Raw genomic sequence first — 19,873 nt, 5'->3', positions numbered from 1 at the left:
CCGGTCCGGTCTGGTGGTGCCCGGCGTGCACGTCTGTTCATGCATATGATCGTGCCGCCTCCTCCAGTGTTCACGGAGAAGGCGGCACGGTCACAGGGCGCGTGCAGTGCCAAATCAGTGCGCCGCTACGGGCTCCGGCGCGTTCTCCAGCTCGTCGTCGCCGGCCTCGGCGCTGTAGTCGGAGGGCTTGGTCTCGTCGACCCCCACCGGCGCCTTGACCGCCCGCAGCACCAGGGTGAGCACCACGGCGACGACCAGGTTGAGCACGAAGGCGGTCAGGCCGATGTAGCCCAGCTCGCCGATGCCGGGGATCTTGGCCGCGTTGCCGCCGAAGTGCTTGGTCGCCGGGCTGGCCAGCCCGTAGGCCAGCCAGGTGCCGTAGACCATGCCGGCCGCCCAGCCGGCGAACAGCGCCCAGTGGTGGAACCAGCGGGTGAACAGGCCGCCGACGATCGCCACGAAGGTCTGCAGGATCCACAGGCCGCCGAGCAGCTGGAGGTTGATCGCGGCCTGCTTGTCCATGCCGAGCACGAAGACCAGCGCGCCGACCTTGACCAGCAGCGAGACCAGCTTGGCGACCCGGGTCTCGTCGGCCGGGGTGGCGGCGGGCTTGAGCCACTCCTTGTAGACGTTGCGGGTGAACAGGTTGGCCGCCGCGATGGACATGATGGCGGCCGGCACCAGCGCGCCGATCCCGATCGCGGCGAAGGCCACGCCGGTGAACCAGTCCGGGAACATGCTCGCGAACAGCTGCGGCACCGACAGCTGGGAGTTGTAGCCCTTGACCCCGCTGCCGACGCCCGCCGCGATCGCCATGAAGCCGAGCAGCGCCAGCAGGCCGAGCATCAGCGAGTACGCGGGCATGATCGCCATGTTGCGGCGCACGGTGTTGCGGGACTTGGAGGCCAGCACGCCGGTCACCGAGTGCGGGTACATGAACAGCGCCATCGCCGAGCCCAGGCCCAGCGTCGCGTACGTCCACTGCTTGTTGACCGGGACGGTCATCGCCCCGGCCTTGGTCTGCTTGAAGTGGTCCGCGGCCGCGCCGAAGATGTGCCCGTAGCCGCCGAGCCGGATCGGGATGTAGATCACCGCGACGATGATCACGATGTAGACCAGGGCGTCCTTGACGAAGGCGATCAGCGCCGGGGCGCGCAGGCCCGAGGAGTAGGTGTAGGCGGCCAGCACGCCGAAGGCGAGGAACAGCGGCAGGTCCTTGACGAACCAGTTGGCGTTCTCCCCGCCGCCCACGCCGAGCACGTCCAGCACCGCCTGGATGCCGACCAGTTGCAGGGCGATGTACGGCATGGTGGCCAGGATCCCGGTCAGCGCGACGACCAGGGACAGCGGCCGGGAGCCGTAACGGCCGCGGACGAAGTCCGCCGGGGTCACGTAGCCGTGCACCCGGGAGACCGACCAGAGCCGGGGCAGGAAGAGGAAGACCAGCGGGTAGGCGATGATCGTGTACGGCACCGCGAAGAAGCCCGCCGCACCGGTCGCGTACACCGCCGCCGGGACGGCCACGAAGGTGTACGCGGTGTACAGGTCGCCGCCGAGCAGGAACCAGGTCACCCAGGTCCCGAAGCTGCGCCCGCCCAGGCCCCACTCGTCCAGGTGGGCCGCGTCGTCCGCGCGGCGCCAGCGGGAGGCGAGGAAGCCCATCACGGTGACCAGCAGGAAGAACAGCACGAAGACCGCGAGGGCCGTCACATTGACGTCCTTCATCGCGCACCGCCCGTCCGGGCCGCCTTGCGGGCCTTCTCGTCCCGGTTGATCAACAGGTAGGCGGCGACCGTGAAGACGGCCGACACCGGCACCCAGAGCAGCTGGTACCAGTAGAAGAAGGGCATCCCGGCCACCGCCGGGTCGGGCTTGTCGTACGAGGAGACCCAGAGCATCGCGACGATCGGCACGAGCAGGGCGAGTGCGGCCAGCACCCGTTCGGGGGTCACCGCCGGGACGGGCTCCCCGGCTGGCTCGGGCATGACAGCTTGGTCGGGGTCTTGATCAGAGGGCATCTTCGGCTCAACTCCGGAGGGTTCTCCCCGTCGGCGCCGCAGCCCCCGGAGGCACCGTGCACCCCCCGCGAGCCCGCCGAGCAGCACCATCGGTGATCGGCAGTCAGTATGGCTGCGCAATCTAGAGCATGGAGTGATCCATGTCACCCGATATGGCGCAACTTCCCGCCATCCGGACGCTGCTACTCGCCCGCGCTGCTACTCGCCCGCTCGCCTCCGGGCTGCTCTGACCCGGTGCCGACGGTCGGCGCTCCCTCGCTCCTGCGTCGCTCCCTCGCTTCTCCCTTTCGGCACCGGCGCGGCCCTTCGGCTCGGGGCGGGTCACTCGCCCGCTCCCTCCAGGCCGCCTCAGAGCGGAACGGGCACCGGCGCGCGGGTCGCGTGCGCCGGTGCCCGTGGTGGAGCGGGGGCGTGCGGTTACTCCGGACGCTTCAGCCGGGTGATGAACTTGTAGCGGTCACCGCGGTAGATCGAGCGGACCCACTCCACCGGGTTGCCCTCGCCGTCGAAGGAGTGCCGGGAGAGCTGGAGCATCGGCAGGCCGAGGTCGGAGCCGAGCAGCCCGGCCTCGCGCGGGTTGGCGAGGGTGGTCTCGATGGTCTCCTCGGCCTCGGCCACGGTGACCCCGTAGACCTCGCGCAGCGCCGCGTACAGCGAGTTGTGCTTGGCGAGGTTGCGCCGCAGGGCGGGGAAGCGCTTCGCGGACAGGTGGGCGACCTCGATGGCCATCGGGTCGCCGTTGGCCAGGCGCAGCCGCTCGATCCGCAGCACCCGGCCGCCGGGCTTGATGTCCAGCAGCGGGGCGAGCCGGTCGTCGGCGGTGATGTAGCCGATCTCGATCAGCCGGGAGGTGGGCTCCAGGCCCTGGGCGCGCATGTCCTCGGTGTAGGAGGTGAGTTGCAGCGCCTGGGCGACCTTGGGCTTGGCCACGAAGGTGCCCTTGCCCTGGATGCGCTCCAGCCGGCCCTCGACCACCAGTTCCTGCAGGGCCTGGCGGACGGTGGTGCGCGAGGTGTCGAACTGGGCGGCCAGCGCGCGCTCGGGCGGGACCGGGGTGCCCGCGGGCTGGGTCTCGGTGAGCTGGAGGAGGTGGCGCTTGAGGCCGTAGTACTTGGGGACGCGCGCGGTCGGGTCGGCGTCGGCCGGTGCCGGGAGGTTCTTCACCTCGGGGTCGTCGGCCTGGGCGGTGGTTCCCCCGTCGCTGCTCATCGGACCTGTTCTCCCGCTTCTCGCGGGGCCTTCTGCCGCCCCGCCACATCGTTAACGGACCACATCGTTGCATGTATGGCTACGGAACGAATACCTCATCACGCGATGAACGATGTGCGGTGTCGGCTTGATAACGGGTGGTCGAGATCGGTCGAGCAGCCGTTGACAGGCCCATTGGTCTAGGCCAAGCTCCAGGCATCTGGTCTACACCACTAGGCCGGCAACGATGAATCCCCCACCCGTTCGAAGGGGTTCGCGGCACCCGTTCTCCCGCTTTGCGTGGATCTGCCGCTGCCGCCCGACGGGGGTAACCCAGGCATCCCTCAGGAGGATGGCGTGAAGCGTCAGCTCATCGCGGCGGTCGGCGTCGCGGCAATGGTCGTCGGTCTCGCGGCTTGTGGCTCGGACGGCAAGAAGGACGGCGACTCCAAGTCGTCCTCCACGGCCGCCGACCGGTACAAGGGCAAGACGCTCAAGGTGTGGACCATGACCGGCTCGGCCCCCAAGGGCTGGACCGACGCGGTCAAGACCGAGTTCGAGACCACCTACCCGGGTTCGAAGGTCGACTTCCAGACCCAGGAGTGGACCGACATCGGCCCGAAGGTCACCGCCGCGCTGTCCGAGGGTTCGGTCGACGTGCTGGAGCTGGGCAACACCCAGACCGCCGGCTACGCCGCCACGGGCGGTCTGCTGGACCTCACCAAGGACAAGTCCGCGCTGGGTGGCGACGCTTGGGCCGCCAACCAGAACGAGGCCGCGATGCTGGACGGCAAGCAGTACGCCGCCCCGTGGTGGGTCTCCAACCGCGTGGTCGCGTACAACAAGGACCTCTGGGCCAAGGCCGGCCTGACCGCCGCGCCGAAGACCCTGGACGAGTTCTACGGCGACCTGGACAAGCTGAAGGCCACCGAGGGCGTCGCCGACCCGATCTACCTGCCGGGCCAGGAGTGGTACACCTACTTCGGCCTGCTCACCGGCGAGGGCGGCAAGATCGCCAAGAAGGACGGCGACAAGTGGGTCGGCGGCCTGGAGTCCCCCGAGGCCCAGAAGGCCTTCGAGACCTACAAGAAACTGCAGAGCTACTCGGTCACCGGTCCGAAGGACAAGGACGAGGCCACCCCGCAGCAGAAGGACGTCTTCGCCAAGGGCAACGTCGGCACCATGATCGCCCTCGGCTGGGAGCTCCCGGACCCGAAGGACATGCCCAAGGACAAGATCGGCTTCTTCCCGCTCCCGGGCAAGACCGCCGACAAGCCCTCCGGCGTCTTCATCGGTGGCTCGAACCTCGCGATCGCCGCGCAGAGCAAGAACACCGACATGGCGAAGGACTTCCTGAAGATCGCCCTCAACGACAAGAACGAGGGCCTGGTCGCCGCGGCCGGCAACATCCCGAACAGGCCGGCCCTGAACAGCCAGCTCACCGGTGACTTCGCGCAGGCCGCCCAGGCCGCCACCGCGGTCGGCGGGATCACCCCGAACACCCCGAACTGGGCCAGCGTCGAGAACAAGCCGAACCCGATCAAGGACTTCCTGACCGCCGCGCTCCAGGGCGGCGACTACGCGGCCACCGCGAAGAAGTACGACGACGAGATCGCCAAGCGGCTCAACGAGAAGAACTGAGCACTGTGAGCGGCGTCGCTCACCGGTCCCCGGCGGGGGGCCGGTGGGCGGCGCCATCCGTCGTGGCCGGGTTGTGAGGAAGTGAGAACGATGGCTGTGCATTCGGAGCGGGTGCAGACACGGTCCCCGGAGTCGGGGGAGGCCGTTGTGGCCGAGATTGACACCAGTGCCGCCGGCGGCGGGGCCGAGGGCGCCGCGCCGAAGCGCACCAGATCCGCGGGGGGACCGGGCATCGGCTCCCGCCTCGCCCCCTACCTGCTGCTGCTGCCGGCCACCGTGGCGACCCTCGCCCTGCTGGGCTGGCCGCTGCTGAAGACCGTCCTGCTGTCGTTCCAGAACCTCAACCGGCGCCAGCTCGTCATGCATCTGACCGAGTGGACCGGCTTCGACAACTACAAGGAGCAGCTGACCGATCCGGACTTCTGGGCGGTCACCGGGCGCACCGTCGTCTTCACCCTGGTCAACGTGGTGCTGATCATGGTCGGCGGCACCCTGATCGGCCTGCTGCTCAACCACCTCGGCAAGAGGATGCGGCTGGCGCTGTCGATCGCGCTGCTGATGGCCTGGGCCATGCCGGTGGTCGCCGCGACCACCGTCTACACCTGGCTGTTCGACGAGCAGTGGGGCGTCGTCAACTGGTTCCTGGACCAGCTGGGTTGGCACTCGATGGCCGACTACAACTGGATGAGCGACGAGTACTCGACCTTCTTCGTCGTCATCCTGCTGGTCGTCTGGATGTCGATCCCGTTCGTGGCGTTCAACATGTACGCCGGCCTCACCACCATCCCGAAGGAGCTCTACGAGGCCGCCCGGATGGACGGCGCCGGCTCCCTCAAGATCTTCGGTTCGGTGATCTTCCCCAACCTGAAGCCGTTCTTCCTGGCCACGACCTTCCTCGAGGTCATCTGGGTGTTCAAGTCCTTCACCCAGGTCTACGCGATCAACGGCGGCGGCCCCGAGAAGCTGACCCGCACCCTGCCCGTGCACGCCTTCCTGGAGGGCTCGGGCGGCCAGCACTACGGCGTCGGCGCCGCGATCGCGGTGCTCACCATCCTGATGCTGGGCGCGCTGATGGCCTACTACTTCCGCATCATGATCAAGCAGGAGGACGAGCTGTGAGGCGCTCTCTCTTCGGACGCACCTGGCCGAACGTGATCGCGGTCGTCCTCATCGTCTTCTTCGCCTTCCCCGTCTACTGGATGATCGCGACCGCGTTCAAGCAGGACCGCGACATCATCAGCAAGACGCCGGTCTTCATCCCCTTCGACGCGACCTTCGACCACTTCAGCACCGCGGTGAACGCGCCGGACTTCTGGACGTACGTCACCAACAGCGCCACCGTCACCGTCGGCGCGGTGGTGATCTCACTGGTGATCGCGACCCTGGCGGCCTTCGCGATCGCCCGGATGAGGTTCCGCGGCCGCAAGACCTTCGTGCTGGTCATCATGATGGCGCAGATGGCGCCCTGGGAGGTCATGACCATCGCGGTCTACATGATCTCCCGCGACAACGACATGCTGAACAGCCTGCTGCCGCTGACCCTCTTCTACATGATGATGGTCCTGCCCTTCACCATCTGGACGCTGCGCGGCTTCATCGCCGCGGTGCCGAAGGAGCTGGAGGAGTCGGCCATGGTGGACGGCTGCACCCGCACCCAGGCCTTCGTGAAGGTGATCTTCCCGCTGCTGGCCCCCGGCCTGATGTCGACCTCGCTGTTCGGCTTCATCACCGCGTGGAACGAGTTCCCGCTCGTGCTGATCGTGAACAAGGAGCAGGGCAAGACCCTGCCGCTGTGGCTGTCCTCCTTCAAGACGGCCTTCGGCAACGACTGGGGCGCGACCATGGCGGCCTCCACGATGTTCGCCATCCCCGTGCTGATCCTGTTCGTCTTCCTGCAGCGCAAGGCGGTCGGCGGTCTGACCGACGGCGCCGTGAAGGGCTGAGCCACCGTGAGCATCCTCGTACCCACCGCCCCGGCCAGCGACCAGCTGCACCGGGACGCCCTGACCGTCCTGCAGCCCGGCTTCGTCGGCACCGAGCCGCCGGCCTGGCTGCGCCGCCACCTGGCCGCCGGGCTCGGCTCGGTCGCGCTGTTCGACCGCAACGTGGTCGACCTCGACCAGCTCTCCGCGCTCACCCGGGCGCTGCGCGCGGAGAACCCCGACCTGCTGATCGCGATCGACGAGGAGAGCGGCGACGTCACCCGGCTGGAGGCCGGCTCCGGCTCCTCCTGGCCCGGCAACCTCGCCCTCGGCGCGATCGACGACCCGGCCCTGACCCGGGACGTCGCCCGCGAGCTGGGCCGGGCGCTGGCCGCGGCCGGCGTCAACTACAACTGGGCGCCCACCGCGGACGTCAACTCCAACCCGCGCAACCCGGTCATCGGCGTCCGCTCCTTCGGCGCCGACCCGGAGCTGTGCGCCCGGCACACCGCCGCCTGGGTGGAGGGCCTGCAGTCGGCCGGCGTGGCCGCCTGCTCCAAGCACTTCCCCGGCCACGGCGACACCGCGGTGGACTCCCACCACGGCCTGCCGGTCATCGACGTCGACCTGGACGTGCTGCGCGCCCGCGACCTGGTGCCGTTCCGGGCCGCGATCGCGGCCGGTACCAAGGCCGTGATGACCGCCCACATCATGGTCCCGGCGCTGGACCCGAAGCTGCCGGCCACCCTGAGCCCGACCGTGCTGCGCGACCTGCTGCGTGCCGCCCCGGCCGACGGCGGCCTCGGCTACCAGGGCCTGATCGTCAGCGACGCGATCGAGATGGGCGCCATCGCCGACACCTTCGGCATGGGCGAGGGCACCGTGCTCGCGTTGGCGGCCGGCGCGGACGCGATCTGCGTCGGCGGCGGGCTGGCCGACGAGGAGACCGTGCTGATGCTGCGCGACGCCATCGTGGCGGGCGTGCGCTCGGGCGGGCTCGGCGAGGAGCGGCTGGCGGACGCCGCCGACCGGGTCCGGGCGCTGGGCAGCTGGGGCCGGATCGCGGCCCAGGGCGAACAGCCCGAGCCGGACCTCGCGGTGGGCCTGCGGGCCGCCCGGCGGGCGCTGAAGGTGGTCCGGGCGCCGGGCCGCGAGGTGCTGCCGGTGAGCGAACGCCCGTACGTGGCCTCGTTCTCGGACGAGCCGAACATCGCCGTCGGCGACGTGACCCCGTGGGGGGTGGCCGGGATGCTGGCCGACCGCTTCCCGGGCACCCGCACCCGCGAGGTGTCGGCCGCCGAGGCCGCGCCGGAGCTGCTGGACGCCCTGGTCGCGGAGCTGGTGGCCGGCGCGGAGGGCCGCCGGCTGGTGCTGGTGGTCCGGGACGCGCACCGGCACGCGTGGATGGCCGCCGCGCTGAGCCGCCTGGTGGCGGCCCGGCCGGACGCCGCCGTGGTGGAGATGGGGCTGCCCCAGTCCGAGCCGGTCGGCGCGCTGCACATCGCCACCCACGGCGCCGCCCGGGTCTGCGGGCTGGCGGCCGTGGAGGTGCTCACCGGGCAGCCGGGAGCGATCGGCTGAACCGCACGGGAGACGTCACCGGCCGGATCCGGGAGGCGTCGGCCGACGGGCCCGGCATGCGCATGTCGCATGGCGGGCCCGTTCCGTTCTCCGGGCGCCGACCCGTGCTTCCGGCGGGTGACCGTGCTCCCTCAAGCGGGCCTTAGATCCCGCTTAAGTACGACGTGGGGTGACGGGGCGGCGACCGATCGCCACGGAATCCCGGCGCGGTGCAACGGAACGGCAACGGCCCTGGCAGGAAGGGGAGTTGGGCGTTGACAGCTACAGTGGCCTAGGCCAAAGTCCACTCCAATCCCTCCCGAGCACCGCCCTCGGCTCCAGCACCTCGGAGAATGACGCGACGAAGCGTCAGTTCGTGTCCGTGTTCGGAATCACGGCCCTGGCGGTCGGACTGACGGCCCGCTCCTCGTCCGGATCACCCTCCGGTGACGGCAAGCCGCTGCCGACCTTCATCGGCGGCTCCGAAGATCATCCCGGACATGCTGACCGCGATCCTCAAGGGCGAGTCGGTGGACCAGGCCACCAGGGAGGCCGACGCGGCGATCGACCAACTGATCAACAACCCGTCCTGACCGGCCCGCTGACCGCCTCCCGCCTTCCGGGAGGCGGCGGTTCGGGGGTGCCGGACGGGGAGCGCGCTCGTAGGATTGCCCGCGAAGAACCGCAGCGAGTGTGCGGACTCGCCGCCGTAGAGGTCCCCGTCGGGCGATCCGCCCGGCCGGGGTCGACCCATCTCATCGGAGGCATCCAGATGTCCGACCCGCACACCGTTTCCGTCCCCGGCCGGATCATGGCGGCGGAGATGGCCGAGCAGCCGGCCGTCCTGCGGCGCATCCTCGAGGAGGGTGCGCCGAAGATCCGCGAGATCGCGGCCGGGATCGCCGCCCGCAGCCCCCGCTTCGTCCTGCTGACCGCGCGCGGCACGTCCGACAACGCGGCGCTCTACGCCAAGTACCTGATCGAGATCCTGCTCGGCAAGCCGGCCGGGCTGACCTCGATGTCCACCACCACCGCGTACGGCGCCAAGCCGGACCTCACCGACGTCCTGGCGATCACCGTCAGCCAGTCCGGCGGCTCCCCGGACCTGGTGGCCTCCACCAAGGCCGCCCGCGAGGCCGGCGCGATCACCCTCGCCGTCACCAACAACCCCGGCTCCCCGCTCGCCGAGGTCTCCGAGTTCCACATCGACGTGCTGGCCGGACCGGAGAAGGCGCTGCCGGCCACCAAGACCTACACCGCCGAACTGCTGGCGCTCTACCTGCTGGTCGAGGGACTGCGCGGCGGGGACGGCTCGGCCGCCGAGGAGCTGCCGGACCTCGCCGCCGGCGTGCTGGCCCGCCAGGCCGAGGTGAAGGCACTGGCCGAGCGCTACCGCTTCGCCCAGCGCCTGGTGATCACCTCGCGCGGCTACGGCTACCCGACCGCCCGGGAGGCGGCGCTCAAGCTGATGGAGACCACCTACATCCCGGCCACCCCGTTCTCCGGCGCCGACCTGCTGCACGGCCCGCTGGCCATGGTGGACAACGTCTCGCCGGTGATCGCGGTCGTCCCGGACGGCAAGGGCGGCGAGGCCCTCCAGCCGGTGCTGGACCGGCTGCGCGGCCGCGGCGCGGACCTGGTGGTGATCGGCCAGCGGGCCCAGGTGGACGCCGCCTCGGCGGGCTTCGCACTGCCGGCCGGCGTGCCGGAGGAGGTCCAGCCGATCCTGGAGATCCTGCCGCTGCAGCAGCTGGCCTACGAGGTCACCATCGCCCGCGGCCAGGACCCGGACGCCCCGCGCGCCCTGGCCAAGGTCACCGAGACCCGCTGAGGCGGCTATTCGCCCGCTCGCCTCCGGGGCGCTCGGGCCCGGCGCCGACGGTCGTCGCTCCGATGCCCTCGTTCCTCGGGCCTCCTCGCTCCTCCCTTTCGGCACCGGCGCGCCCCTTCGGCTCGGGGCGGGGATTCGCCCGCGCGCCTCCGGGGCGCTCGGGCCCGGCGCCGACGGTCGTCGCTCCGGCGCTCGTTCCTCGCTTGTCGCTCCTCCCTTTCGGCACCGGCGCGCCCCTTCGGCTCGGGGCGGGGATTCGCCCGCTCGCCTCCGGGGCACTCGGGCCCGGCTCCGACGGTCGTCGCTCCGATGCCCTCGTTCCTCGGGCCTCCTCGCTCCTCCCTTTCGGCACCGGCGCGCCCCTTCGGCTCGGGGCGGGGACTCGCCCGCGCGCCTCCGGGGCGCTCGGGGTGGGGAGCCGGCCCTCCGTCCCCCGCCTGTGGACGGAGGGCCGGTTCTCTGAGCGGCGGAGCGTGGTTCGGGGAGGTCGCGAACGCAGGCCGGAAAACACTACGGGCCACGGCGCCGACACGGGACCCTCAACCCGTGCGGCACCGCAGCCCGGAGCTGTCGTCGGGCACCGGTGTCGATCGAGGACTGTGCGGGGTCTTCGTTCGGCGGCGTCCGACCGAGGAGAAGCCGCGCGCGGTCAGGGCAGTTGCGCGGTGGGCCGCTCCTTGGTGCCCTTCCATTGTGGACTAGACCAATCTGGGTTGTCCAGGTCTCCCCGTAAATTGGTCTAAACAACTCCGGGCGGCCGGCCGCCGGCACCGCACGGTCCGCCGAGCCCGCCCCCCGGCCGACGGCGCTACCCTCGCCATGTGCCCTCGTTGAACGAACTCGTCCGCCGCCACACCACCCTGACCGGGGCCGACGTGGAATGGCTCCACATGCTGGTCTCGGAGTGGCAGCTGCTCTCCGACCTCTCCTTCGCCGACCTGGTGCTGTGGATCCCCACCTGGGACGGCATCCGCTACGTCTCGGTGGCGCAGATGCGGCCCAACACCGGCCCCACCTCCTACCAGGACGACATGGTCGGCCACCTCGTCCCGCGCGGGCGCCGCCCGCTGCTGGACGCCGCCTTCGACGAGGGCCGGATCGTGCGCGAGGGCGACCCGGAGTGGCGCGAGGAGGTGCCGGTCCGGGTCGAGTCGATCCCGGTCCGGCGCGAGGGCAAGGTGCTCGGGGTGATCGCCCGCAACACCAACCTGCTGACCGTGCGCACCCCCAGCCGGCTGGAACTCACCTACCTGCAGAGCGCCTCCGACCTGGCCCAGATGATCGCGGCCGGCAGTTTCCCGTACCCCGGCGTGGAGCAGGCCGACATGGACGCCGCCCCCCGGGTCGGCGACGGCCTGATCCGCCTGGACGCGGACGGCATCGTCACCTACGCCAGCCCCAACGCCCTCTCCGCCTACCACCGGCTCGGCCTCACCTCCGACCTGGTCGGCAGCCACCTCGGCCGGGCCACCGCCGACCTCGCCCCGCCCTCCCGCTCGGCCGTCCACGAGGCGCTGGTGAAGCTGGCCAGCGGCTGGGCGCCCCGGCAGACCGAGGTGGAGGCGCAGGGGGGAGTGGTGACCCTGCGCGCGATCCCGCTCAAACCCAAGGGGACCCTGACCGGTTCGCTGGTGCTCTGCCGGGACGTCACCGAGCTGCGCCGGCGCGACCGCGAGCTGATGACCAAGGACGCCACCATCCGGGAGATCCACCACCGGGTGAAGAACAACCTGCAGACCGTCGCCGCGCTGCTGCGGCTGCAGTCCCGCCGGATGGAGTCCGAGTCCGGCCGGGCCGCGCTGGACGAGGCGGTGCGCCGGGTCGGCTCGATCGCGATCGTGCACGAGACGCTCTCCCAGGCGCTGGACGAGCAGGTGGCCTTCGACGAGATCGCCGACCGGGTGCTGGCGATGGTGATGGAACTGTCCCAGGACGGCCGGGTGGCGACCCGCCGCAGCGGCAGCTTCGGCATCCTCTCCGCCGAGGTGGCCACCCCGCTGTCGATGGTGCTGACCGAGCTGCTGCAGAACGCCCTGGAACACGCCTTCGGCCCGACGGCCTCCGGGAACCTGGAGGTGAGCGCGCTGCGCGGACGGGCCCCGGCGACCGGCAAGGGCTGGTCGGACAGCTGGAACGGCGGCGCCCGGCCGGAGGAGTACCTGCTGATCACCGTGCAGGACGACGGCCGGGGCATGCCCGAGGGCTTCGACCCGAAGACGGCCGGCAACCTCGGGCTGCAGATCGTCCGGACGCTGGCCACCGGTGAGCTGGGCGGGACCTTCGACATGGTGGCCGGCCCGAACGGCGGGACCAAGGTGATCCTGGAGATCCCGGTGCGTTGATGCGTTGCGGCGCGCGGTGGGGGCGCGCGCTCGGCGGATGCGCCGGGTGCCCGCTCCGTGCGCCCGGGGCGCGGTACCCGGAACTCGGGCGCGGAACCCGGGCCGCGCAACACGGAATCGGGGGCGCGGAAACAGAAACGAGGCCCTGTCGACCGGGGGGGGTGGGTCGACAGGGCCTCTCAACCCGTTCCGGCCGTCGGGGGGAGTCGGCCGGAACGGGGGCTCTGGGTGGTGCGACACCTCGCATGTGCGTTGCACACGGTGAGCGCCACAGCTCCACAGTATTGCTCTAAGTGAACAGTATCAAGTGGCTGGACGGTCCGGTGTCGCGGGACCTCGCCGGGCAAGGCCCTTGGTGCGGAAGGCTTCACCAGGAAGTGCAGGGAAGCCTTTGATCATGTGTTGATCGGTACGGCGGTTACTGCTGGTGCTACGGCGTGTGATCAGACGCTGCTGATCAGGCGGTGCGGGCGCGGTTGCGGGCGGCACGGCGCTTCATCGCGCGACGCTCGTCCTCGCTCATCCCGCCCCAGACGCCGGCGTCCTGGCCGGTCTCGAGCGCCCACTGGAGGCACTGCTCCATCACCGGACAGCGGCGGCACACGGCCTTGGCTTCCTCGATCTGCAGCAGAGCAGGACCGGTGTTCCCGATCGGGAAGAACAGCTCCGGGTCCTCTTCGCGGCAGACAGCGCGGTGGCGCCAGTCCATGGTCGTCCAACTCCTCCTGCCGCGGGGGGTGGCCCGATCGGCATAATCGAATGGCTTGTGAATGTGAACGCTTTCACGAATCCCACAACAGCAAAAGAGACCAAAGGCCCACCGGGCCCGGGTGGTCTGTGCTGGGAGGGGATTCGGCGATTCGAGGGGCACTCCGCGGTCGGTGCTCCTGTGGTTCCGGAGTTGCCGTCGCTGCGATGTGTCCCGATCGCCATGTAGAGGTTCGCAAACCTCGGGCTCGGATACAACCCCCTTCGGGGAGGAATTTTTGATTCTTCGGTGTCGCATAGCTCACAGCCGGTACTTCTATGGAGTGAAGGGGGCTTGTGCGTTCGAGAAGAAGGGCGAACCCCGCTTCCGGTCACACAATCACACGCAGTGCCCGCCGTACGCCTGTGAAACTGACGCGACTCCGGTCTCCAAGATGGTCCCCGTCGACCTGGAACGGGACGGGTTCCTGCGAAACCAAGGTGAAGTGTCTGACGTCGTGATAGGAGACGACGTGTTTTCCGGACGGCCCGGCCGGCGGGGCACCGTCACTCGAAGGCGCGTACGACCGCAGGATCTGACGGACCGTTCGAGCCGTACCGAACGCCGTCATACGGGTGACGCCGAAGACGTCCAGATCCGTGTCGAAGGAGGCGAGCGGCGAGGGATACACCGGACGGTTGCCGAGGAACGTCCACGGCGAGGTGTTGCTGACTATGGCCAGCACCAGGCCCGGAACGGCTTGGTGGCCCGGGAGTTCGAGGGCCACCGGGCCCGAGCGGCGCTGCTCACGCTGGGTGAAGTAGTGCTTGACCGCCTGCCCGACGTACAGCGCGTGGGTGGACTTGCGCCCGGCCCGGCGCTGCTCCTCGACCCGGCCGACCACCCCGGCGTCGAAGCCGAGGCCGGCGGTGAAGGTGAACCAGCGGTCCGGCAGCCCGTCGGTCATCGCCTTGCCCAGTCCGATCGGCCGCTCGCGCCCGTGCTCCAGCGCGTCCAGCAGGGCGCCGGTGGCCTCCACCGGGTCGTTGGGCAGGCCCAGTGCGCGGGCGAAGACGTTGGTCGAACCGCCCGGCACCACGGCCAGTCGCGGGACCTTGTCGCCCGGGCCGTGCGTCAGCAGCCCGTTCACCACCTCGTTGACGGTGCCGTCCCCGCCCAGTGCCACCACCAGGTCCACCGTGCCGTCCGCCGCCGCCTCACGGGCCAGGTCGCGCGCGTGGCCCCGGTACTGGGTCTCGGCGACCTCCAGCTTGAGGTCGCTGCGCAGGGCGTGGATCAGTACGTCCCTGGTCCGGCCACTGGTGGTGGTGGCCTTGTGGTTCACGACCAGGAGAGCGCGCATGGGGAAAGCCTACGGGGCGGTACGGACCGGCCGGCGGCTACCCTGCTGGAGTGACCGCAGAAACCTCCGCATCCGCACCCGCTCGCCCGGTTTCGCTCACCCTGGGCGCCGCCATCACCGCCCTGGAGGGCGCCGCGCTGGCCGTCGTCGGCATCTTCGACATGGTGTCCGCGCTGTCCGGGCAGGCCAAGCAGCTGGCCCTGAACGAGTTCGGCGGCCTGGTCATCGTGCTGCTCGGGGTGCTGCCGATACTGGCCGCCCGGGCGCTGCTCAAGGAGCGCCGCTGGGGCCGCAGCCCGGCGGTGCTGACCAACTCGATCTGCCTGCCGGTCGCCTACTACATGGTCCAGAGCGGCGGCGCGATGATCGCGGCCGGCGTGCTGGTCGGCCTGCTCGGTCTGGTGGGCATCGGCGCGCTGCTCAACCCGAAGTCCACGGCGGCCCTGTACGTCCAGGAGAACTGAGCACGCGGCAGGACTGGGCGCACGGGCCGCCGCAGGCCCGCAACATTCCGAACGGCAGAACGGCAGAACGGCAGAACGGCCGCCGCAGCGGGAGCTGGGCGGCCGTTCGGCGTCTGCTACTCCTCGACCAGGAGCTTCTCCCGCAACTGGGCCAGGGTCCGCGCCAGCAGCCGGGACACGTGCATCTGGGAGATCCCCACCTCGGCGGCGATCTGCGACTGGGTCATGTTGCGGAAGAACCGCAGCACCAGGATCTTCTGCTCGCGGGGCGGCAGTTGGGCCAGCAGCGGCTTGAGCGACTCGCGGTACTCGACGCCCTCCAGCGCCTCGTCGGTGGCGCCCAGGGTGTCCGCCACGGCCGGCGACTCGTCGTCGCTGTCCGGCACGTCCAGGGACAGCGTGGAGTACGCGTTGGCGGACTCCAGGCCCTCCAGGACGTCCTCCTCGGAGATCCCCAGGTGCTCGGCCAGCTCGTGCACCGTGGGGGAGCGGCCGTGCCGCTGGGAGAGCTCGCTGGTCGCCGTGGTGAGCGACAGCCGCAGCTCCTGCAGGCGGCGCGGGACGCGCACCGCCCAGCCCTTGTCGCGGAAGTGCCGCTTGATCTCGCCGACGATGGTCGGCGTCGCGTAGGTGGAGAACTCGACCCCGCGCTCGTGGTCGAAGCGGTCCACCGACTTGATCAGTCCGATGGTGGCGACCTGGGTCAGGTCGTCCAGCGGCTCGCCCCGGTTGCGGAACCGCCGGGCCAGGTGCTCGACCAGCGGGATGTGCATCCGCACCAACTGGTTGCGCAGCTCGACGCGCTCCGGGGAGCCCTCGGGCAGCGCGGACAACCTGACGAACAGCGCGCGGGCGGCCTCCCGGTCCGGCGCACCGGTGCGGTGCGAGCCCTGGGCGGGCACGGCGCCGTGCAGGTCCGCGGCGTCCTCCGCCGGTTCCGGCGCAGGAGCGGAGGCGTGCGTCGGCTCAGACGTCGGCTCGGTCGGGTGGCTCATCCGGTGGGCGTCCTTCGGGTGCGCTTCGTCGTTGGCGGCGAGGCCGGGAACGCTCGCCTGGGTCGGTACGGCAGGTCCCGCCGTCGCGAGGCCGGTACGGTCCAGATCACTCACGGCCATTCCCCCGTTCCGTTCCGGGAGCACCGGGGCCGTCGGCCCCGGCATCGTCTCGTTGGTCGTACCGCCCGGGGGCGGTACCGGGAGCCGCCCGTCGGGCCCCGGGTGGGGAACGGCGGACGGCCCTTGCAGGGTGCTGCTCGGTGCCCGTCAGTGGGCGGCGGACCCGCCGCGCTTCTTGTGCAGGCTGATCGACACGGTGTTGTCCTCGCCGACCGAGGAGTCCACCTCGCCGGCCAGCGCGGAGAGCACCGTCCACGCGAAGGTGTCGCGCTCGGGCGCCTTGCCGTCCGTGGTCGGAGCGGCGACGGTCACCTTCAGCGAATCGCCGACCAGCCGGAACTCGCAGGACAGCACGGAACCCGGCACCGCCTGCTGGAGCAGGATGGCGCAGGCCTCGTCGACCGCGATCCGCAGGTCCTCGATCTCGTCGAGGGTGAAGTCCAACCGGGCCGCGAGCCCGGCCGTCGCTGTTCGCAGCACGGAGAGATAGGCCCCCGCCGCGGGCAGCCGGACCTCCACGAAGTCCTGAACTCCGAGATCGCTGTCGATCTGGGACACCCTTGCCTCCTGGGTGACGCGCTGTGCTTGCTTGGTACCCCCGGTGAGGGGGCCTCTGCTACCGCTGTTCTACCGCTACCGGTTGCGCCGTTGGTACCCCTGACCGGGGGTATCGATGCGGCAGTTCCGCCAGCGCTGGGTCTGACCTCCGCACCCGGTGCGGGAGTTACTCATGGTAAGGCATTGCGACGCAGGGTGGCAGGGCCTTTGCCCGTACTCCGTGCGTTCGTATGCCGTGCGTTCGTACGCCGTGTGCCCGTTCAACGGCTCCCGGCGTCCCGGAGTGCCTCGTCGGTGAGCCGGTAGACGGTCCAGCCGTCCATCGGCACCGCGCCGAGTGACTTGTAGAAGTCGATCGAGGGCTGGTTCCAGTCGAGCACCGACCACTCCACCCGCGCGTAGCCGCGCTCGACGGCGATCCGCGCCAGCTCCAGCAGCAGCGCCTTGCCGTGGCCGCCGCCGCGGGCCGCCGGGCGGACGTACAGGTCCTCCAGGTAGATCCCGTGGGTGCCGCGCCAGGTCGAGAAGTTGAGGAACCAGACCGCGAAACCGACCGGCTCGCCGGTGACGTCGTCCTCGGCGATCAGGCCGAACAGCGCCGGGTTGGCGCCGAACAGCGCCTCGCGCAGCTGCTCCTCGGTGGCCACCGCCTCCTGCGGGGCCTTCTCGTACTCCGCCAGCTCGCGGATCATGGCCAGGATGACGGGAACGTCGGTGACGACGGCGGTGCGGATCATGCCGCGAGCCTACTGCTCGGTCCCCGCCTCGTCCCAGGCCTGGACGGAGGTCTGGTCGACGATCCGGCCCTCCCGCAGGTCGGCCATCGAGGCCATCAGGACCCGCACCCCATCGGGGTAGCGGCAGGACTCCAGGAAGGCGACGTGGTCGCCCTGGACCACCACCTGCTCCAGCTTGTGGGTCATCTCGCGGCCGTAGATGTCGTCCAGCATGGCGCCGATCTCCTCCCGCCCGTGCATCACCAGGGGGTGGCTGGGCTGGGTCTTGCGGTCGACCACGCGCAGCTCGGCGTCCTCGGCGTACAGCGCCAGCAGGGTCTCGGCGTCGCAGCGCTCGATGCCCTCGCGCAGCGCTCGGGTGTCGAAGGCGGCGGGGGCCGACATGGTGCTCATGGTCTCGCTCCTCCGGTCGGGGTCCGTCGGCTCGCACTTCGAGCGTACGCCCGACCGGGGGCTTCGATCGGGCCGGTCGGCGGGCCGGGACGGTGCGCGGGAGGTCGGCCGGGGTGCTGATCGCGGCCGGGTCGCGCGGGCCCTCGACCAGGTCGACGTAGTCCATGCGACGATCCGGTCGTTCCCGATCGCGGAGACGTTCGTCGGCGGCGGGAAGGACTTTGGGAAGGCCCGGGCCTCCCCTCGGGCGGTCGGCACCGGACTTCTCCGTCGGACGCCCTGGCGGCATGACGGTCACTCAGGCCATCGGCCCCCACCGGGGGGTGATCGCACGTGGACGCACGACCGCCCCCGTCCGGCGGAGCGGACGGGGGCGGTCGACTGGCGACGCGTCAGGCTCAGGCCTGCTTGGTCTCCCAGAAGATCTTGTCGACCTCGGCGATCAGGTCCAGCAGGGCCTGGCCGGTGGCCGGGTCGGTGGACGCCTTGGCGGCCGAGGCGGCCTTCAGGGTGTCGTTGATCAGCTGGTGCAGCTGCGGGTACTTCTCGAAGTGCGGGGCCTTGAAGTAGTCGCTCCACAGCACCGAGATGTGGTGCTTGACGGCCTCGGCGCGCTGCTCCTTGATGATGATGGCGCGGGCGCGGAAGTGCGGGTCCTCGTTGGCCTGGTACTTCTCCTGGGTGGCCTTGACCGACTCGGCCTCCAGCTTGGCCTGCGCCGGGTCGTACACACCGCACGGCAGGTCGCAGTGGGCGTGAGCGGTGGCGCGCGGTGCAAACAGACGAGAGAACATGGGAGTCCTTCCTTAGATCGTCTTCCCGCGCCCGAGACTACCCTTCCGGCCTCCGGGTTTCGCGGCCGGGCGGTGGGCCTAGGGCAAAAGACGGACCCTGAACCGGGGTAATCCGGACACCGAACGGATGACGGTCCGTACGGCAGACTGGGGGCGGGCGGTCCGGGAGGAGGAGTCGTGGCGCGGAGCACGGAACCGCAGGGCGGTGCGGGCGGTGGCCTGCTGCCGTTCGGACTGGTCGACGTGGCGGGCCCGTCGATGATCCCGACCCTGCGCGAGGGCGACCGGCTGCTGGTCCGCTACGGCGCGCCGATCCGGCCCGGGGCGGTGGTGCTGTTCCGGCACCCCCTCCAGCAGGACCTGCTGGTGGTGAAGCGGGCCGCCGAGCGCCGCCCGAAGGGCTGGTGGCTGCTGTCCGACAACCGCCCGGTGGACAGCGACAGCCGCAGCTACGGTCCGGTCCCGGACGAACTGGTGCTCGGCCGGGTGCTGCTGCGGCTGCGCCCGAGCCCCGCCTGGCTGGCGCCGGGCCGCGGGCTGGAACGACTGCTGCTCGGCCCCCGGCTCTCCCGGGTGCCGGGCCTGGCCCGCCGCCTCGGCGTGTGGGTGGAAGAGGTCTGACCCCCCCCGAGGCGCTAGTTGCCCGAGTGCAGTGCCGCCTCGGCCTCCTGCCGCTTGCGGGCCCGGTACGCGGCGACGTTGGCGCGGGTCGCGCAGCGGTCGGAGCAGTAGCGGCGGGAGCGGTTGGTCGAGGTGTCCAGGTAGGCGTTGCGGCACGGCGCGGCCTGGCAGATGCCGAGCCGGTCGGCGCCCAGCTCGGTGAGGTGGACGGCCAGGCCCATGCAGGCGACGGCGCTGAAGTGCGCGGTGGCGGTGGGCGAGTTGTCGGCCAGGTGCAGGTGCCAGCGCGGCCGGCCGGCGGCGTCCGGGTAGTCGTGCCCGGAGACCAGCGGGCTGACGGGGTACTCCATCAGCAGACTGTTCAGCAGGTCGACGGCCCGGACCTCGTCCCCCTCGGCGGCGGCCTCGAACACCCCGCGCAGCCTGGTCCGCACTGCCCGCAGCCGGGGCACGTCGGACTCGTCGGCCAGCGCGGCGGCACGGGACGAGTCGGAGAACAGGGCGCGCACGGCGTCCACCGAGGTCAGCGAGTCAGTGCCGCGCTCGGGTTCCTCGGTGTTCACCAGCCGAACGGCGAGATCGGCGTACGAGGCGAGCTCCACGGCGGTCCTTCCAGGGGTATCGGTAACGGGCTGATT

General features: G+C 70.8%; 19 protein-coding genes. 8 read left to right on the top strand and 11 right to left on the bottom strand.

Annotated features, from left to right (window positions below; all coding sequences use genetic code 11):
* Positions 1-114: 114 nt before the first annotated feature.
* The 3 genes from mctP to O1G21_RS15330 form a co-directional block, all read right to left on the bottom strand.
* Entirely contained in the window at positions 115-1,725 is a 1,611-nt protein-coding gene (gene mctP / locus O1G21_RS15340; protein ID WP_270144217.1) for a monocarboxylate uptake permease MctP, read from the bottom strand.
* Positions 1,722-1,985 carry a DUF3311 domain-containing protein gene (locus tag O1G21_RS15335; protein ID WP_270144215.1) on the bottom strand — a complete coding sequence of 88 codons (264 nt, stop codon included), beginning with the start codon at positions 1,983-1,985 and terminating at the stop codon, positions 1,722-1,724. Before O1G21_RS15335 ends, mctP begins: the two co-directional genes overlap by 4 nt.
* Positions 1,986-2,435: 450 nt before the next feature.
* A complete protein-coding gene (locus tag O1G21_RS15330) occupies positions 2,436-3,227 on the bottom strand; it encodes a GntR family transcriptional regulator (protein ID WP_270144213.1) in 792 nt (263 codons plus the stop codon).
* 336 nt (positions 3,228-3,563) lie between these two features.
* Here O1G21_RS15330 and O1G21_RS15325 point away from each other — a divergent pair, with 336 nt between their 5' ends.
* From O1G21_RS15325 to O1G21_RS15300, 6 genes are all read left to right on the top strand, one after another.
* Positions 3,564-4,847 carry an extracellular solute-binding protein gene (locus O1G21_RS15325; RefSeq protein ID WP_270144212.1) on the top strand — a complete coding sequence of 428 codons (1,284 nt, stop codon included), beginning with the start codon at positions 3,564-3,566 and terminating at the stop codon, positions 4,845-4,847.
* A 90-nt stretch (positions 4,848-4,937) separates the two neighbouring features.
* Positions 4,938-5,966 (top strand): carbohydrate ABC transporter permease, encoded by a 1,029-nt coding sequence (locus O1G21_RS15320; protein WP_405000648.1) that lies wholly within the window; start codon positions 4,938-4,940, stop codon positions 5,964-5,966.
* Positions 5,963-6,790 carry a carbohydrate ABC transporter permease gene (locus O1G21_RS15315; RefSeq protein ID WP_270144208.1) on the top strand — a complete coding sequence of 276 codons (828 nt, stop codon included), beginning with the start codon at positions 5,963-5,965 and terminating at the stop codon, positions 6,788-6,790. The genes O1G21_RS15320 and O1G21_RS15315 overlap by 4 nt, the downstream gene beginning before the upstream one ends.
* Positions 6,791-6,796: 6 nt before the next feature.
* Complete coding sequence (locus tag O1G21_RS15310; protein ID WP_270144206.1) at positions 6,797-8,350, top strand: glycoside hydrolase family 3 protein; 1,554 nt, start codon at positions 6,797-6,799, stop codon at positions 8,348-8,350.
* 751 nt (positions 8,351-9,101) lie between these two features.
* Positions 9,102-10,160 (top strand): SIS domain-containing protein, encoded by a 1,059-nt coding sequence (locus O1G21_RS15305; RefSeq protein ID WP_270144204.1) that lies wholly within the window; start codon positions 9,102-9,104, stop codon positions 10,158-10,160.
* Between the two features lie 821 nt (positions 10,161-10,981).
* On the top strand, positions 10,982-12,502 hold the full coding sequence (locus O1G21_RS15300; RefSeq protein ID WP_270144202.1) for a sensor histidine kinase: 1,521 nt from the start codon (positions 10,982-10,984) through the stop codon (positions 12,500-12,502).
* 457 nt (positions 12,503-12,959) lie between these two features.
* Here O1G21_RS15300 and O1G21_RS15295 read toward each other — a convergent pair whose 3' ends face one another.
* Both O1G21_RS15295 and O1G21_RS15290 read right to left on the bottom strand, forming a co-directional pair.
* A complete protein-coding gene (locus tag O1G21_RS15295) occupies positions 12,960-13,211 on the bottom strand; it encodes a WhiB family transcriptional regulator (RefSeq protein WP_014138019.1) in 252 nt (83 codons plus the stop codon).
* A gap of 370 nt (positions 13,212-13,581) precedes the next feature.
* Complete coding sequence (locus O1G21_RS15290) at positions 13,582-14,553, bottom strand: diacylglycerol/lipid kinase family protein (protein ID WP_270144196.1); 972 nt, start codon at positions 14,551-14,553, stop codon at positions 13,582-13,584.
* Positions 14,554-14,603: 50 nt separating this feature from the next.
* Here O1G21_RS15290 and O1G21_RS15285 point away from each other — a divergent pair, with 50 nt between their 5' ends.
* Complete coding sequence (locus O1G21_RS15285) at positions 14,604-15,017, top strand: hypothetical protein (RefSeq protein ID WP_270144194.1); 414 nt, start codon at positions 14,604-14,606, stop codon at positions 15,015-15,017.
* Between the two features lie 116 nt (positions 15,018-15,133).
* On the opposite strand, the gene O1G21_RS15280 is transcribed toward O1G21_RS15285, so the two are convergent.
* The 5 genes from O1G21_RS15280 to sodN form a co-directional block, all read right to left on the bottom strand.
* The gene (locus tag O1G21_RS15280) at positions 15,134-16,126 is read right to left on the bottom strand and encodes an RNA polymerase sigma factor SigF (protein WP_270144192.1); all 993 of its coding nucleotides are present in this window, start codon (positions 16,124-16,126) and stop codon (positions 15,134-15,136) included.
* 153 nt (positions 16,127-16,279) lie between these two features.
* On the bottom strand, positions 16,280-16,690 hold the full coding sequence (locus O1G21_RS15275) for an ATP-binding protein (RefSeq protein ID WP_270144190.1): 411 nt from the start codon (positions 16,688-16,690) through the stop codon (positions 16,280-16,282).
* A gap of 260 nt (positions 16,691-16,950) precedes the next feature.
* Positions 16,951-17,427, bottom strand: a complete 477-nt coding sequence (locus O1G21_RS15270) for a GNAT family N-acetyltransferase (protein ID WP_270144188.1) — start codon at positions 17,425-17,427, stop codon at positions 16,951-16,953.
* Positions 17,428-17,436: 9 nt separating this feature from the next.
* A complete protein-coding gene (locus O1G21_RS15265) occupies positions 17,437-17,820 on the bottom strand; it encodes a nuclear transport factor 2 family protein (protein WP_270144186.1) in 384 nt (127 codons plus the stop codon).
* A 398-nt stretch (positions 17,821-18,218) separates the two neighbouring features.
* Entirely contained in the window at positions 18,219-18,614 is a 396-nt protein-coding gene (gene sodN / locus O1G21_RS15260; RefSeq protein ID WP_045699892.1) for a superoxide dismutase, Ni, read from the bottom strand.
* A gap of 177 nt (positions 18,615-18,791) precedes the next feature.
* Here sodN and sodX point away from each other — a divergent pair, with 177 nt between their 5' ends.
* Positions 18,792-19,235 (top strand): nickel-type superoxide dismutase maturation protease, encoded by a 444-nt coding sequence (gene sodX / locus O1G21_RS15255; protein ID WP_405000647.1) that lies wholly within the window; start codon positions 18,792-18,794, stop codon positions 19,233-19,235.
* Positions 19,236-19,249: 14 nt separating this feature from the next.
* Here the strand turns inward: sodX and O1G21_RS15250 are convergent, their stop codons facing one another.
* Positions 19,250-19,837, bottom strand: coding sequence for a CGNR zinc finger domain-containing protein (locus O1G21_RS15250; RefSeq protein ID WP_270144182.1), 588 nt, complete (start codon positions 19,835-19,837; stop codon positions 19,250-19,252).
* Between the last annotated feature and the right edge of the window lie 36 nt (positions 19,838-19,873).

The sequence above is a fragment of the Kitasatospora cathayae genome (genome assembly GCF_027627435.1).
In the GTDB taxonomy this organism is placed as follows: Bacteria; Actinomycetota; Actinomycetes; order Streptomycetales; family Streptomycetaceae; genus Kitasatospora; species Kitasatospora cathayae.
Note: the sequence above shows the minus strand (reverse complement) of the source record. Positions and strands in the feature narration are given on the sequence as shown.

Coding starts and splice junctions, on each gene's coding strand:
- mctP (WP_270144217.1), bottom strand. CDS start 1,725: ATGAAGGACGTCAATGTGACGGCCCTCGCGGTCTTCGTGCTGTTCTTC.
- O1G21_RS15335 (WP_270144215.1), bottom strand. CDS start 1,985: ATGCCCGAGCCAGCCGGGGAGCCCGTCCCGGCGGTGACCCCCGAACGG.
- O1G21_RS15330 (WP_270144213.1), bottom strand. CDS start 3,227: ATGAGCAGCGACGGGGGAACCACCGCCCAGGCCGACGACCCCGAGGTG.
- O1G21_RS15320 (WP_405000648.1), top strand. CDS start 4,938: ATGGCTGTGCATTCGGAGCGGGTGCAGACACGGTCCCCGGAGTCGGGG.
- O1G21_RS15305 (WP_270144204.1), top strand. CDS start 9,102: ATGTCCGACCCGCACACCGTTTCCGTCCCCGGCCGGATCATGGCGGCG.
- O1G21_RS15295 (WP_014138019.1), bottom strand. CDS start 13,211: ATGGACTGGCGCCACCGCGCTGTCTGCCGCGAAGAGGACCCGGAGCTG.
- O1G21_RS15290 (WP_270144196.1), bottom strand. CDS start 14,553: ATGCGCGCTCTCCTGGTCGTGAACCACAAGGCCACCACCACCAGTGGC.
- O1G21_RS15270 (WP_270144188.1), bottom strand. CDS start 17,427: ATGATCCGCACCGCCGTCGTCACCGACGTTCCCGTCATCCTGGCCATG.
- O1G21_RS15265 (WP_270144186.1), bottom strand. CDS start 17,820: ATGAGCACCATGTCGGCCCCCGCCGCCTTCGACACCCGAGCGCTGCGC.
- sodN (WP_045699892.1), bottom strand. CDS start 18,614: ATGTTCTCTCGTCTGTTTGCACCGCGCGCCACCGCTCACGCCCACTGC.